The sequence below is a fragment of the Paenibacillus sp. FJAT-26967 genome (genome assembly GCF_001541095.1).
Lineage (GTDB): Bacteria > Bacillota > Bacilli > Paenibacillales > NBRC-103111 > Paenibacillus_F.
The window spans coordinates 579,460-592,799 of record NZ_LMXH01000002.1; the positions used below are offsets into that span (position 1 = coordinate 579,460).

General features: G+C 50.1%; 14 protein-coding genes. 10 read left to right on the forward strand and 4 right to left on the reverse strand.

Going from position 1 to position 13,340, the window contains the following annotated elements; all coding sequences use genetic code 11:
* The first annotated feature begins 2 nt into the window (after positions 1 to 2).
* From AR333_RS12550 to modB, 3 genes are all read left to right on the forward strand, one after another.
* On the forward strand, positions 3 to 458 hold the full coding sequence (locus AR333_RS12550; RefSeq protein ID WP_068775691.1) for a GNAT family N-acetyltransferase: 456 nt from the start codon (positions 3 to 5) through the stop codon (positions 456 to 458).
* 103 nt (positions 459 to 561) lie between these two features.
* Positions 562 to 1,392, forward strand: coding sequence for a molybdate ABC transporter substrate-binding protein (gene modA, locus AR333_RS12555; RefSeq protein ID WP_068775692.1), 831 nt, complete (start codon positions 562 to 564; stop codon positions 1,390 to 1,392).
* Entirely contained in the window at positions 1,385 to 2,065 is a 681-nt protein-coding gene (modB, locus tag AR333_RS12560; protein WP_156430893.1) for a molybdate ABC transporter permease subunit, read from the forward strand. The genes modA and modB overlap by 8 nt, the downstream gene beginning before the upstream one ends.
* A 124-nt stretch (positions 2,066 to 2,189) precedes the next feature.
* On the opposite strand, the gene AR333_RS25610 is transcribed toward modB, so the two are convergent.
* From AR333_RS25610 to helD, 3 genes are all read right to left on the reverse strand, one after another.
* The gene (locus tag AR333_RS25610; protein WP_301336120.1) at positions 2,190 to 2,321 is read right to left on the reverse strand and encodes a hypothetical protein; all 132 of its coding nucleotides are present in this window, start codon (positions 2,319 to 2,321) and stop codon (positions 2,190 to 2,192) included.
* A gap of 249 nt (positions 2,322 to 2,570) precedes the next feature.
* Entirely contained in the window at positions 2,571 to 2,861 is a 291-nt protein-coding gene (locus AR333_RS12565) for a DUF3817 domain-containing protein (protein WP_068775693.1), read from the reverse strand.
* 152 nt (positions 2,862 to 3,013) lie between these two features.
* Complete coding sequence (helD, locus tag AR333_RS12570; RefSeq protein ID WP_068775694.1) at positions 3,014 to 5,377, reverse strand: RNA polymerase recycling motor HelD; 2,364 nt, start codon at positions 5,375 to 5,377, stop codon at positions 3,014 to 3,016.
* 372 nt (positions 5,378 to 5,749) lie between these two features.
* Here helD and AR333_RS12575 point away from each other — a divergent pair, with 372 nt between their 5' ends.
* Positions 5,750 to 6,481, forward strand: coding sequence for a bifunctional 2-polyprenyl-6-hydroxyphenol methylase/3-demethylubiquinol 3-O-methyltransferase UbiG (locus AR333_RS12575; RefSeq protein WP_068775695.1), 732 nt, complete (start codon positions 5,750 to 5,752; stop codon positions 6,479 to 6,481).
* A gap of 124 nt (positions 6,482 to 6,605) precedes the next feature.
* Here AR333_RS12575 and AR333_RS12580 read toward each other — a convergent pair whose 3' ends face one another.
* Entirely contained in the window at positions 6,606 to 7,190 is a 585-nt protein-coding gene (locus AR333_RS12580) for an HAD-IIIA family hydrolase (RefSeq protein WP_068775696.1), read from the reverse strand.
* Between the two features lie 157 nt (positions 7,191 to 7,347).
* Between AR333_RS12580 and AR333_RS12585 the strand changes: the two genes are divergently transcribed.
* The 6 genes from AR333_RS12585 to AR333_RS12610 all read left to right on the forward strand — a co-directional run bounded on the left by AR333_RS12585 (position 7,348) and on the right by AR333_RS12610 (position 13,339).
* A complete protein-coding gene (locus AR333_RS12585) occupies positions 7,348 to 8,328 on the forward strand; it encodes a Ku protein (RefSeq protein ID WP_068775697.1) in 981 nt (326 codons plus the stop codon).
* Between the two features lie 3 nt (positions 8,329 to 8,331).
* Positions 8,332 to 9,237 carry a DNA ligase gene (locus AR333_RS12590; RefSeq protein WP_068775698.1) on the forward strand — a complete coding sequence of 302 codons (906 nt, stop codon included), beginning with the start codon at positions 8,332 to 8,334 and terminating at the stop codon, positions 9,235 to 9,237.
* Positions 9,234 to 10,118 (forward strand): non-homologous end-joining DNA ligase, encoded by an 885-nt coding sequence (ligD, locus tag AR333_RS12595; RefSeq protein ID WP_068775699.1) that lies wholly within the window; start codon positions 9,234 to 9,236, stop codon positions 10,116 to 10,118. The genes AR333_RS12590 and ligD overlap by 4 nt, the downstream gene beginning before the upstream one ends.
* Before the next feature lie 110 nt (positions 10,119 to 10,228).
* Positions 10,229 to 10,459 carry a DUF2188 domain-containing protein gene (locus AR333_RS12600; RefSeq protein WP_068775700.1) on the forward strand — a complete coding sequence of 77 codons (231 nt, stop codon included), beginning with the start codon at positions 10,229 to 10,231 and terminating at the stop codon, positions 10,457 to 10,459.
* A gap of 218 nt (positions 10,460 to 10,677) precedes the next feature.
* Positions 10,678 to 11,778, forward strand: coding sequence for an SGNH/GDSL hydrolase family protein (locus AR333_RS12605; protein ID WP_084783630.1), 1,101 nt, complete (start codon positions 10,678 to 10,680; stop codon positions 11,776 to 11,778).
* Between the two features lie 16 nt (positions 11,779 to 11,794).
* Positions 11,795 to 13,339, forward strand: a complete 1,545-nt coding sequence (locus AR333_RS12610; protein WP_068775701.1) for an extracellular solute-binding protein — start codon at positions 11,795 to 11,797, stop codon at positions 13,337 to 13,339.
* Position 13,340 lies beyond the last annotated feature (1 nt).

Consider the following 13,340-nt stretch of genomic DNA (forward strand, 5'->3'; position numbering starts at 1 on the left):
TTATGAGTACAAATGCGATTGTTCGATTAATTAAGCCCAGTGAACTGGATCAACTGCTTGAGCTGTATCAGCAGTTGAATCCGGATGATCCGGTTATTCCCGCGAGTGATGAACTTACGAAATTGTGGGATGACATGATCCAAGATCCCAAAATGGATTTTGTCGTGGTAGAAGACGGCGGCAGACTTGCAGCCGTATGTGTGCTGGTGAGGGTCAATAATCTGACAAGAGGCGGACGCCCATACGGAGTCATTGAGAATGTGGTGACTCATGAAGATCATCGCCGGAAGGGCTATGGGGGGCTTGTTTTACAGAAAGCGCTTGAACTGGCGAGAGAGGCTGATTGTTACAAAGTCATGCTGATGACAAGTTCCAAAGAAGAGGCTACCCTGCGTTTCTACGAGCAGAATGGCTTTGAGAAAGGGACTAAAACAGCTTTTATTGCTTACATGTGGTAGGAAGCTGAGAACAATAAACGCCTAGAGGACCCGGTCCGGTTGGATACAGAAGGGGAACGAATGCCGGACTGCCAGTAAGGAAATTTGCAAAGGGGTAAGATGTATGACTGTTTTACGTGCCATGCGGAGCCTGCTCTGGGTACTGCTATTGATTCTGGGAGCCTGCTCCAGCGCGAATTCGGCAGCAGAAGAGCAGAGTTCTCCGGTTACCAGAGAACAGACTCCAGTCCCGAAGGTCGAATTAATCGTATCGGCAGCTGCGAGCTTGCGGGATAGCATGGAGGAAATTGGCACTTTGTATGAGAACCAGCATAGCCCTATCAAAATTTTGTTCAATTTTGCTTCTACGGGCTCACTGCAAAAACAAATCGAACAGGGTGCACCGGTGGATATATTCCTGGCAGCGGGAACGTCACAAATGGAGGCGCTGCTCGATAAGAAATACATAGAATCGTCTCAATCCAAGGTCCTGCTGACTAATGAACTGGTTCTCATCACTCCCCGGACCGGACCTGCTAAGCTGAGTCTTCTGGAAGATCTGACGAATCCGGCGGTTACCCGGATCGCCATCGGTGATCCAAAAACCGTCCCGGCTGGAAGTTACGCTCAGCGCGTGATGACCGGAGCGGGTTTGTGGGAGCCTGCAATGGCCAAGCTGGTCTTGGCTAAGGATGTGAGGCAGGTGCTTTCCTATGTGGAGACAGGTAATGCGGATGCCGGCTTCGTGTATAAGACCGACGCGCTTTATTCGGATAAGGTAAATCTTATCGAGCTGAAAGGCCCGGCAGCCAAGGATATCAAAATTGAATATCCGGCTGGAATCGTCGCAAATTCGAGCCACCGCGAGGAAGCGGCAAGATTTTATTCATTTCTGCAGGGTAAAGAGGCGGAAGCTGTCTTTGTGAAGAATGGCTTCACACTGCCGGATGAGTAATATAGCGTTGTCATGGGGAGATTTTTTGGCGCCGCTGTGGCTTTCGGTAAAAATTGCGGGCACGGCCAGTTTGCTTGTTTTTATTCTGGGAACCGGGGCCGCCTATTGGATGAGGCAGTATCGTTTTGCCGGTAAAACGGTCGTGGAGACGCTGTTCATGCTGCCGCTTGTGCTGCCTCCGACGGTAATCGGCTTTGTTCTGCTGATCGTATTCGGAAGAAAAAGCGTCATCGGCCGGATCACAGAATGGTTATGGCAGCAGCCGATTGTATTTACTTGGGGAGCGGGTGTACTGGCAGCTGTCGTAGTGGCGTTCCCCCTCGTCTATCAAACCGCCAAATCGGGCTTTGCTTCCGTCGATCCTAGTCTGGAAGAAGCCGCGAGGTCTATGGGGGGCAGTGAATTCCAAGTTCTCAGGTGGATCACGCTGCCGCTTTCTTCGCATTTTCTTATGACGGGCTATATCCTGGGGTTTGCCCGGGCTTTGGGTGAGTTTGGAGCCACCATCATGATTGCGGGCAATATTCCTCATCGCACGCAGACGGCACCCACGGCAATTTATAGCGCGGTCGATGCGGGAGAGTATGGATACGCCTGGTCGTGGACGGCTGCGGTCCTGCTGTTCTCATTTGCGCTGCTGTGGATCGCGAATCGTCAAGGGCGTGTTGATTAGAACAGGGCTGACTTTGAATGGTTAGAAAAGCCCGCCGAGCTAACCGGACAATGATGAATGAACAACAAAAAGAGTCCTTCCTCTGGCCAGGACTCTGAGCATCTTACGTCGTACGGCTAATCGTTTAATTCGCAGGATCTTTGCGCTGAGGCACTTTCCACTCCGTTCTATCGAGTTTGCGGTGGAGAATAAAGTTGCCCAGTGCCAGCAACAGATTGCTGATGACCGGGATAATTCCTTTGATAAGCTCCGTCATATCTCGCACCCCTCAATAAACATTTCTTAATCTTAGTATACCGAATTTTTACATTTTATGCGATGGGGCAGCTGTGCTCCCTGGAATTGGACCGGTTGCTGCGCGTAAAAGGGAAGGCAGCTGTTTTCCTGACCTGATCCCATAACCTCCCGGACCCTTCAGTTGGCCGGGAGGTTTTCATTTTGATAACAAGGGATGTTCTTAGTCGGGCAGTCAAATCTGGTAGAATCGCACTCGTGAGGTATGGGCTTAGCTCTCTTTCTTTAACTGCGAATCCAGAATGAATGTACCGAACGGCAGGAACGAAGCGATAACCGCCCAGATTACCTTCATAATCGACCAGCGGTGTACGAACGTTACATGCGCCACCGCGGCAAGGAATAGAACAAACAGGAAGCCATGCATTCCGCCTACAATCGTAACCGGAGCGGGCATGTCAGCAAAATATTTGAGCGGCATAGCGATAAACAGAAGGAGGAGATATGAAATTCCTTCTATAAAACCGACTACGCGAAGACGCCCGATGGGTGTCTTGAGCATGTGTATGAAGCACCACCTATATACGAGATATTAGGAAGAATCATTCCCGGTCTATCGTACCATAAGTGGATTGCGGGTTCACTATTCTCAGGAGCAATTGTAGATAAATTGTCTTAAAGTCAATCAAATGCCGGCGCACCTAAAAAGCTTTGTCAGGTATGGATGGGGTGAAGCTCGTAAGCAGACGGGTCAAGAGCTGTCACGAAAGGGCTCAGCGGACCTGCTGAATAGAGATAGAGCCGGTGCATCGCTCTCGTACAAGCGGTGTAAAACAGCTTCCTGTGGCTTTCACGGCTGTAATTGGCTGCTGATGCATCGTATAACAGCACCGCGTCAAACTCGACACCTTTGGCCAAATAAGCCGGTATTACGAGTACGCCTTTCTCAAAAGAAGGCGTATCCTTACGGATCAGCCTCAGGTCGGCGGTACCCATAAGCTGATCATATGCCTGCTCGCTTTCAGCGGCGGTCTTGCAAATGATTCCGATGGAGAGATGTCCCTCCGCACGCAAGGCCGCAATGTCGCCGGTCATCCTCCGGACTAGATCAGCCGATGCAGGAGCCGTAATTACCTGCGGTTTACCGCCTTCACGCTGAAACGGCTCAATCTCCATGCCATCCTGAAGCATGCCGCGCGTGAACTCTACGATTTCCTTGGTAGAGCGGTAACTGCGGTGAAGCACGATTCTCTCGGTCTCTTCTTCGCCGTACAAACCTGCCACGGGTGTCTCGCCCTGGAGAGTCGTGGAGTGGGCGAAGATCGCCTGGTTGAAATCGCCAAGCACGGTCATGCGTGCGCGCGGGAAGAGTCTTTTGAGAAATTCAAACTGAAAAGGAGAGTAGTCCTGCGCTTCATCGACAAGTACATGCCGAACGACCGTATTCGTCCGGAAGCCCTCAATCGTTTCTTGCAGATATAAGTAAGGTGTGGCGTCCTCATAAGGAAGCTCGGTACGGCTGAGTCGCTCAAGCGTGTAAGCGCATATCCCTTCCCACTGCCGGGGCAGCGGCGCACTTTCCGCCAGCCGCTGCATGAGTACCCGGTCTTCGAACAGCCTGCGGTACAAAGCGGGAACATCCACGAAACGCAAGTTTCTCGTTCTTGACCGCAGCGGTTTGAACTTTTCTTTGATGATCATGGCTTTCAGTATTTCTTCTTCCTGCTCTGCATCGTCAAATCCCGCTTCGTCATCCTGCTGTTGGTTACGCAGCTTGGTGTAGGCTTGATGGTAATGTTCGTTGTCCAGAAAGTTCAGCTCTTCCCTGACCCAGTCTGCCTTACGTTCTGCCTGCTCAAGAGCTTTCAGTTCCCGGAGAATCCATTCTTTGAGAAGAACAACCTTATTCGGGAGGCGGATGGAGGGATCATAAGAATAAAACTGGGCAAGTATCTGCTCGTGTGAAATCAGGATGCGGCCTCTGAAGCGGTAATCGCGGAATACCATGTCTTCCTGACGCAAATGATCTCTATAGCGCTGAATGAGATGAAGGAAACCGGCAGAAGCTTTGTATCGGATTCCTTCCATGCGAGCGAGATAATCCGGTTTGTCGGCTTCATCCTGGAGCACATACTCGATCTGCTCGAACGGATCTTCGATGTCGAATTTTCTTCCAAGACGGTGATGCAAGTAATCCTGGAATGTGGTCTGCTGCATGTTCTCTTCACCAAGCTCGGGAAGAACGGTGGATACATAGCTGTTGAACAGCGGATTAGGTGAAAACAACACCATCTGATCTGCTTTTAATGTTGTCCGGTGTTTATAGAGAAGATAGGCGACCCGCTGCAAGGCTGCCGACGTCTTGCCGCTTCCTGCGGCGCCCTGTACGATCAGCATACGGGTGCGGTCGTTGCGGATGATCCGGTTCTGCTCTTTTTGGATCGTGGCTACAATAGTTTTCATCTGAGAACCGGCGCCTTTGCTGAGTACCTCCTGGAGCAGCTCATCGCCGATCATCATGCCCGTATCGAACAGGAACTCGATGCGTCCATTGCGGATGATAAACTGTCTTTTCAGTTCAATATCGCCGCGGATCAATCCTCCCGGTGTATCGTACTCCCCCGGTCCCGGCGGGTAATCATAATACAAGCTGGCAATCGGGGTCCGCCAGTCATAGACAAGAAATGTCTCGCCATCTTCATCCAGAAAGGAGGATACGCCGACATATACACGTTCCGAGCTGCCGGAGCCGTCTTCTTTGAAGTCGATGCGCCCGAAGTAGGGAGTAGGGAGCAGCCGGTTCATCCGGTCCGCAAGCTTCTTCAAATGCCGGTGGGAGCGCTCACGCTCGGACAGAATCTCAGCTTGCTGCTTCATGCTGAGGAAGGTCTCGAGCACATCATCGTCATTCGCAATGTTGACCGTTACTTCGTCCCAGAAGTGCTTCCGGATATCGACGACTTGGTCTTTCAATTGGCCTACATCAGGCTCCAGTTGAAGGAGCTGCCGGTTGAGTTTATCCCGGATCAGATCTACGCGGGCTTGTTCCTTCTTCCATTCTTCAGGGGTGATAGACAAGGTATAATCCTCCTTAATTAGTGTTGAGAAGTATGAGCATGTATGTAAATGCGAGTAGGCCAAGATAATAAGTTGACAAGAGATGGTTGGAGTGGTATACTATATTTGAGATGATTTGTTCGTTTTACTTAAATGAACCAATAGTCTTTTTATTCTAGCATTTAAGATTTGAAAAATCAATCGAAAACCAACAATCGGCCCCAAAGGCCGGTTTTTTTGTGTGGAATAAGGGTAAAAGTAAGTATAGTAATTCCGGTAACCTCTCCATGCAGCGATTTCTCCAGAAGTTGTAATCTGCTGCCGCAAGTCGCTTCAAAGCTGCTTTTTTTGGGGTAAGCAAAGTTAGCAAGGGAATACTGGAGGGTGAGCAGGATGGAGAAGAACCGTTTGCAGCATATTCGCAAAGAAGAAAAGGAATATCACGAGCAATACTATGAAGAGCATGAGCTCTATGAGGAAGATAGCTGGATAGAAGAACCGGATCAAAGGATGCTTGAATATATAGCCAAGCTGAAGACCGGCCGTCCTCTCAAAGCGCTGGATCTGGGGTGCGGCAACGGTCGGAACAGCATTCCGCTGGCGCGTGAATTAAAAGGGGACGGCGGTCGCGTCACTTGTGTCGATTTGCTGGAAAAAGCGCTGGATCAGCTCAAAGATTACAGCGTAGAATACCGGGTGGAGGATGTAATCCGGACGGAGCAGGCCGATATCAGTGTCTATGAAGTTCGTCCGGGTGAATATGATTTCATTCTGGCCGCTTCCTCTCTGGAGCATGTCCGTTCGGAAACCGATCTGGATAATTTGCTTGTCCGGTTAAGAGAAGGTACACGTGACTGCGGGATTAACTATATCAATATGAATACGGGAATAGAGGAGTATGACCTTACAACCGGTGAGAAGAGGGAGACTTTGATCGAGCTGGTGCTCACCAAGGAACAGGCGCTGCAGAAGCTGCGCGGCAGCTACGAGGGGTGGGAAGAGCTGCATGCATCTCACAAACCCATCGAATTTGAAATCAACCGCGGGGAAGCGCCCGTCATGATGAAAGCTGACTGCGTCAGCTTTGCGGTACGCAAACCGGGAGCAAAGAAGAAGCAAGCCTAAGCAAGCTGTGAGCACAAGAGAGTATCAGATAGAAAGGGCCGTTTTCCGGGATAACCGGAAAACGGCTTTTTTGCTTGTTACTATACATCCTCTTCCGATGCACGAACATGGTACTGCGCTTGGGTTATGAATTTGATGAAGAAGAGTCCTGTGCCTGCCTTTCTTGCTCTTGCAGCTGTTCTTGCACGATTAGAAGCGCAGCTTCAAGAAGCGACCCGGCAGTCAGATCCGCGTTCGTATCCGGGTCTGTCTGTTCGCCGGAAAAAATGCGGATCGTACGGGTCCCCGCTAAGCGCCCTGCGGCTGTGTCCGGGGCTCTATCGCCGATGGTATAGCATTGCGGCAAGTGAACCCGGTGCTTCTGCGCTAAGTCGAGAATCATGCCGGGCTCGGGTTTGCGGCACAGGCACCCGGCTCCCGGGCGGTGCGGACAATAGGCAATATCATCAATGACCGCGCCGTCTTTTTCAAGCAGCAGGAGAAGCTGCCGGTGAACCGCATGGAGCTGTGCTGTCGTCATATAGCCGAGCCCGATTCCTCCTTGATTGGTGACGATAAACACCATGTACCCGGCTTCCTTAAGCGCTTGGACCGCTTGGGCCACTCCCGGCAGCAAGAATACATCATCTGCATTATTCACATAATGGACTCTTGGGGACCGGACTTCGTTGATGACCCCGTCTCTATCCAGAAAAACAGCTTTTCGCATATCATTTTGTCCCTCCCGTTCTCCTACTGTAGGATGCTGATCTTTTTCTTTACCCTTCCCACCTGTTTTTTACCACAAGTAAATCTGATTTGCGGTCTTCTCAGAGGGTTAATAGGCTACATAACACGTACCAGCAAAGGAAACGGAGGAACCAAGCATGCAAACGATCTGGAAAGGCGCGATCAGCTTCGGTCTGGTCAATGTCCCCGTCAAAATGTACACAGCTACGGAAGACAATGATATTTCCATGCGAATGCTGCATAAGGAGTATAATGTCCCGATCCAGTATCACCGGACTTGCCCTAAGTGTGAAGAAGATGTGAACTGGAGCGACATTGTCAAAGGATACGAGTATGAACCCGGTCATTTTGTGACTTTTGATAAAAAAGAACTGGAAGCTCTTGCCGATGAAAAGTCAAGGGAAATCCGGATTCTGGATTTCGTGCACCTGGAAGAAATTGATCCGATTTACTTTCAGAAAACGTACTATCTCGCACCGGATGAATCGGGTTCGCATGCCTATAATCTGCTCGTGTCGGCACTGGAGAAATCGGAGAAGATCGGAATCGCCAACGTGACGATCCGCTCCAAAAGCAGTCTCGCCGCAATCCGTGTCATTGACGGTGTGCTGTCTATGGTGACCATGTGGTATGCGGAAGAAATTCGTCCCAAAGAACAGGTCCCGAATCTTCCCAAACAGCAAAAAGCCGACAAGCGTGAGCTGGATATGGCTCTGATGCTGATTGACCAGCTGACGGGGAGTTTTGAACCGGATAAATACGAGGATGATTACCGGGAAAGGCTGCTCGATGCCATCGAAGATAAGGTGGAGGGCAAAGAAGTGAAGGCAGCGCCGGAAGAGAAGAAAACGAATGTGATCGATCTGATGGATGCCCTGCAGCAAAGTCTGAAGCAGATGAAGGGCAATCCGGGAGAAGAAGATGAAGACGAAGGTGAGAAGAAATCCGCCGGCAGTAAAACGAAACGTTCCACCAAGAGCCGTTCCGGTTCTGCTTCCGGTTCTGGAGCCAGGAGTTCCTCCAAGAGCAAAGCGAAGAGTCCCTCCAAGAAAGCGGCTGAAGGAGCAGGCAAAGCGAAGCGCCGAAGCAAAACTGCGGCTAAGAAGACAGGGAGCTGACGCATGGAACGATTCATACCGATGTCCCCGATTCTTTCAACGGACATACCCGAAGGAGATGACTGGGTGTACCAGCTGAAATGGGACGGATTCCGGATCATCGCCCTGGTGGATCAGGGCCGCGTGGAGCTGTTCTCCAAGAAAATGCTGCCTAAAAATCTCAACTATCCCGATCTGGTAAAAGCGCTGCAAAAGCTGGAAGGGAGCTATGTACTGGATGGAGAGGCTGTTATTCTTGATCCAGCAACAGGTAAACCCAGCTTCCAGAAAATGCAGCAGCGCGATAAACTGACGGATATTGGGCTTATTAATAGGTCTGCGCAGCGAGAACCGGTGCATTACATGTTATTTGACTTGATTCAGCTGGGACAGCAGGATCTTCGGCGGGTTTCTTTTCAAGAGAGATTCAAGCTTCTTCAGGAAGCAGCGGCTGGCTGGGAACCTCCGCTCTATGTGACGGATCTGTATGACGACGGGCAAGCTCTCTGGGACTGGGCAGAAGCGAACGCGTGGGAAGGAATAATATCGAAGCGGTTGAACAGCCTGTACCGTTCCGGGAAAGATCACCATGATTGGTATAAGCGTAAAACAGCGCTCCGGCTAGAGGTTCAAGGCGTCGGCGTGCTGGTAAAGGAAGGCCGGGCGGCAAGCCTGGTCATGCGCAGCAGCGGCCGTTATTTGGGCCGTGTCTCTTCGGGTCTGAGCCAGCACTCCAAGCGGAAACTGCTTAGCTTAGAGACCGGGCGCAGTCTGGAGGATTACTTCCAGGCTGTTCCGGAAGGCTTGAAGGGTATGGACGTGCGATGGCTGGAGGAGCCGCTTTCCCTGCTCGTGACCGGACGTGAAATGACGGAGAACGGAATTCTGCGGCATCCTAAACTGCTATCCATCGGAGGGATTCCCTTATGAGTCCGCAACAAGTCGGCACAGTCGAAGTGGACGGCAACGAAATAAGAGTAACGAATCCGGATAAGCTGCTGTGGCCGGAAGCAGGTATTACCAAAGGGATGTATCTGCAGAAATTGGTTCTGCTTGCTCCTTATCTGCTGAGGTACTGCCGGAATCGTTATTTGACGACCATCCGCTATCCGGACGGAGTAGGCGGGAAATCCTTTTACCAGAAAAATGCGCCTTCTCCGCTGCCATCCTACGTACAGACCTCTCAGAAAGAAGGAATTCACTACATCAATCTGGACTCGGTATCCACTTTGCTGTGGCTCGGTAATTTGGCTGCTTTGGAATTTCATCCGTCCTTTGAATACATCGGAGGCGAAGAGCCGGCGGAGTGGGTCCTGGACATAGACCCGAGTACGGAGGATGAGCCCAGGTTGATGGAAGCCGTCGCGATTATCGGCGAGACTTTAACGGGGATGGGTATTGCATCGGTACCCAAAACATCCGGGGCCACCGGCGTGCAGATTATAGTTCCGATTAATTCCGGTTATACGTTCGGTGAGTTGAGGCGGGTCGGTAAATTTCTAGGTGAATATTTGTCGGAGAAATATCCGGCTTTGTTCACGATAGAGCGGCTGCTGAAGGACCGCGGGAAACGGATTTACGTGGATTATGTGCAGCATGCGGCGGGTAAAAGTTTGGCAGCGCCTTACACACCGCGTGGCAGATCGCAGGCGACCGTTTCTACACCGCTTACATGGGATGAAGTCCGGCAGGGTGTGGATTTGAAGCAGTTTACTTTGCTTACCATCCATGAACGCCTGCATAAATACGGAGATTTAATTGCCAAGCAGAAGAAGCAGTCGTTGGATACGATCTTAGAATTCGTCCGTTAAAGACGGTTATAAGAGTCCGGGCTTAAACAGGAAGAACTGCCCTGTTTGTGATGTGTAGAAATACCGGGCAAAGGGTAATACAACTTAATTCAAAAGGGAAGGTGATTAGCATGTCCGAACATAACTCCGCATCTGTGCATACAACCCCGAATCCGGAAGGAGGCTGGGATAACCAGAAAGATGGCAGGAAAGTTAGTCATCACGACAAGAAAGAAGAAGCGCAGGCACGCGGCCGTGAAGAAGCAAAGCGGGATGAAACGGAGCATAAAATCCATAACCGGGATGGTAAAATAGCGGAATCCAACAGCTACGGGAATGATCCTTTCCCCCCAAAGGGTTAATATCCTGTGTTATGAATAGCACGATTAATAGGAACATTCTTTCTTCTAATAAATAGAAGAAGGAATGTTTTTTTGCAATTACAAGTAAGGATGGATGCATTGAAAATTGAAGAGGTCTGTATCGCTTAAATGCAGGACCTAAAAAAAGCTTTGCATATCCGAAAAATCAACGGTAAGTTAGAGTAGAAGGACACAAATCGTGAGGAGTGACAACAAGGATGACAGAGACAAATAAAATGAATGCAGCCCGTCTGGACAGCAATATGAATGTAGTGTGCCAAGCGGACCAGATGGTTAAATGGTGGGATCCACGGCAAGCCCCTTTCCACGTGGCAGGTTTCCCTTGGATGGAGAAGGAAGGAAAGTATCGCCGTCTTCCCGTAGAACCTGCTTGTGAGATTCCGGTCGCTGTGGAGGTTCTTGCGAATTGCACATCAGGCGGACAGGTCCGCTTTTACTCGGACACGAAAGAGCTGCACGTGCGCGTTAAACTTAGCGGTGCGGCTTACCTGAACAACATGACGCCTATGGGCCAGTGCGGGTTTGATCTGTATGTGGGTGAGCCCGGAAATCAACAATACTGCGCCACGGCATCCGTAGGAAGCAGCGTGACGGAGTACACCAGCCGGATATTTACATTTGCGGATAGAGAGCGACGCTTTCACACACTTAATTTTCCGCTTTACCAGGGAGTAGAAGAGCTGTGGATTGGTACGGACCAGGATGCTTCTATATGGGAAGTGCCAGGGTATGACCGGACGGATAAAGTTGTAATTTACGGTACTTCGATTACTCAGGGCGGCTGTGCGAGCAGACCGGGCATGAGTTACCCGAATATTTTGAGCAGGCAGCTTAATATGGAATTTATAAATTTGGGTTTTTCCGGTAATGGCAAAGGAGAGCCTAACGTGGCCAAGGTAATCCGTGAAATTCCCGATCCGGCGCTTTTTGTGATGGATTACGAGGCTAACTCGGGTACTGTGGATATGATGGAGTCTACTTTGTCGGTTTTTCTGGATCTGTACCGTGAAAAGCATCCTGAGGTACCTATTCTTCTCGTATCGGCCATTAATTTTGCTTGGGAATCGTTCGATCCGGAAGTTAAGCAAAGAAAGCTTGATCGTAAGCGGCTTCAGAAGGAAGAAGTGGAGAAGCGGATCGCTGCCGGGGATCGTTATATTACGTTTTATGACGGATCAGAGATGCTTCGGGAGAACTGGGCAGAATGTACCGTAGACGGCATTCATCCGACGGATTACGGATTTATGCAGATGGCGCAGCAGCTTCTTCCGGTCATCAAACAATGTCTGAAATCCTAACAGCGGATGCGATATTATGATCAACATTTGTAATACAAGCCTTAGTCAGGTGCTGAAGTGTGTTTGTGTGACGGCACTGCTTCTTCTGCCTGCCGGATGTATAAATACGGGCGGTTTGTTCCAATCCGAGAAGCCTGGGACGGAGGAGCGTACGGATGCCGGATCACGTATTTCGATTGTGATTAATGATCTGGGAATGACGTTCCCCGCAGGACTGGACGAGAACAATAATCCTTATCTGTCGTACATTGAAGAACATACCAAGCTCGACGTACAGGTGACGATTCCTCCGAAGGATGTCTATGAGGAAAAGTTAAACGTAATCATGGCATCCGGAAGTACGCCCGATATGATTAATTATTCGGAGCAGGTATGGATGAATAATTACGCCAAGCAGGACAAGCTTATGCCTCTTGACGATCTGATCGACCGGTTCGGACCTGATTTGAAGAAGAATATTCCCAAGGAAGCTTGGGACCGGGTTACCGTGGACGGTAAAATTTATGCCATACCAAGCCTGAATACCGTCAAAGGGCTGGAGCTTATGTATGTGCGTAAAGATTGGTTGGATCGGCTTGGTCTGAAACCGCCTGTCACGCTGGATGAATATTATGAGGTTATCCGCGCCTTTACCCAGGATGATCCCGACGGGAACGGGGTCGATGATACGATTGGTCTGACCTTCTCCGATTCCTTAGGGCGCACCGCCCCATTCTTCGGAGCATTCGGAGTCCAGCTTGACCAGTGGATGGACCGGTATGGAGATCTGGTTTACAGCAGTATCCTGCCTGAAACAAAGGAAGCGCTTGCTTTTCTGAATAAGCTTTACAAAGAAAAACTGCTGGATACGGAATTTCCATTAAACCGCTACAACAGCATGATCGATAAAATCATCTCCGGCAAAGTCGGCCTGTTCTCAGCCACTTGGTATGATACGCGCGGTCCGATTGCAGCGAATAAGAAAAGAGATCCGCGGGCCGTGTGGATTCCTCTTGAATATCCAGTCGGCCCTTACGGGGATAAAGGCGTCTATGCGACCGAACTGATCCGTTCCTATAACGTAATTCCGGCTCAAAGCAAACAGGCGGCGGGTGTGATCCGGTTTCTCAATTTCATGGCGGAGGATGGGTATAGAGACCTTAAACTCGGGTTTGAGAATGAAGTGTGGCGGATGGAAAACGGCAAGATGATAACGGATTTTGTCGAGCACGACAAACATTTGTACCGGGGCATGTATCAGTCTCTCATAGACCTGGAGAAACCGGATATATCCAAACAACGGCTGGATTCGCTCGGTGATTTTCAACTCTATGAGAACTTAATGCGGATTGAAGACAATCTAATCCCGAATGCCTTCTACGGATCACCGACTCCCGCTATGAGCAAATACGTGCAGAAGCAGAAGGAACTGAGGGAAAAATTCGTACTTATGATTATGGGTGTCAAGCCGCTGGATCAGTTCGATGGGGTCGTAGAACAGTGGATGAAAGAAGGCGGCGATGAAATGACACAAGAAGTCAATGAGTGGTACCGTGCGCCGGGAAGAGCGCAGGGGGATTAAC

Coding starts and splice junctions, on each gene's coding strand:
- AR333_RS12575 (WP_068775695.1), top strand. CDS start 5,750: ATGGAGAAGAACCGTTTGCAGCATATTCGCAAAGAAGAAAAGGAATAT.
- AR333_RS12600 (WP_068775700.1), top strand. CDS start 10,229: ATGTCCGAACATAACTCCGCATCTGTGCATACAACCCCGAATCCGGAA.
- modA (WP_068775692.1), top strand. CDS start 562: ATGACTGTTTTACGTGCCATGCGGAGCCTGCTCTGGGTACTGCTATTG.
- ligD (WP_068775699.1), top strand. CDS start 9,234: ATGAGTCCGCAACAAGTCGGCACAGTCGAAGTGGACGGCAACGAAATA.
- modB (WP_156430893.1), top strand. CDS start 1,385: ATGAGTAATATAGCGTTGTCATGGGGAGATTTTTTGGCGCCGCTGTGG.
- AR333_RS25610 (WP_301336120.1), bottom strand. CDS start 2,321: ATGACGGAGCTTATCAAAGGAATTATCCCGGTCATCAGCAATCTGTTG.
- AR333_RS12585 (WP_068775697.1), top strand. CDS start 7,348: ATGCAAACGATCTGGAAAGGCGCGATCAGCTTCGGTCTGGTCAATGTC.
- AR333_RS12605 (WP_084783630.1), top strand. CDS start 10,678: ATGACAGAGACAAATAAAATGAATGCAGCCCGTCTGGACAGCAATATG.
- AR333_RS12565 (WP_068775693.1), bottom strand. CDS start 2,861: ATGCTCAAGACACCCATCGGGCGTCTTCGCGTAGTCGGTTTTATAGAA.
- AR333_RS12610 (WP_068775701.1), top strand. CDS start 11,795: ATGATCAACATTTGTAATACAAGCCTTAGTCAGGTGCTGAAGTGTGTT.
- AR333_RS12590 (WP_068775698.1), top strand. CDS start 8,332: ATGGAACGATTCATACCGATGTCCCCGATTCTTTCAACGGACATACCC.
- AR333_RS12580 (WP_068775696.1), bottom strand. CDS start 7,190: ATGCGAAAAGCTGTTTTTCTGGATAGAGACGGGGTCATCAACGAAGTC.
- AR333_RS12550 (WP_068775691.1), top strand. CDS start 3: ATGAGTACAAATGCGATTGTTCGATTAATTAAGCCCAGTGAACTGGAT.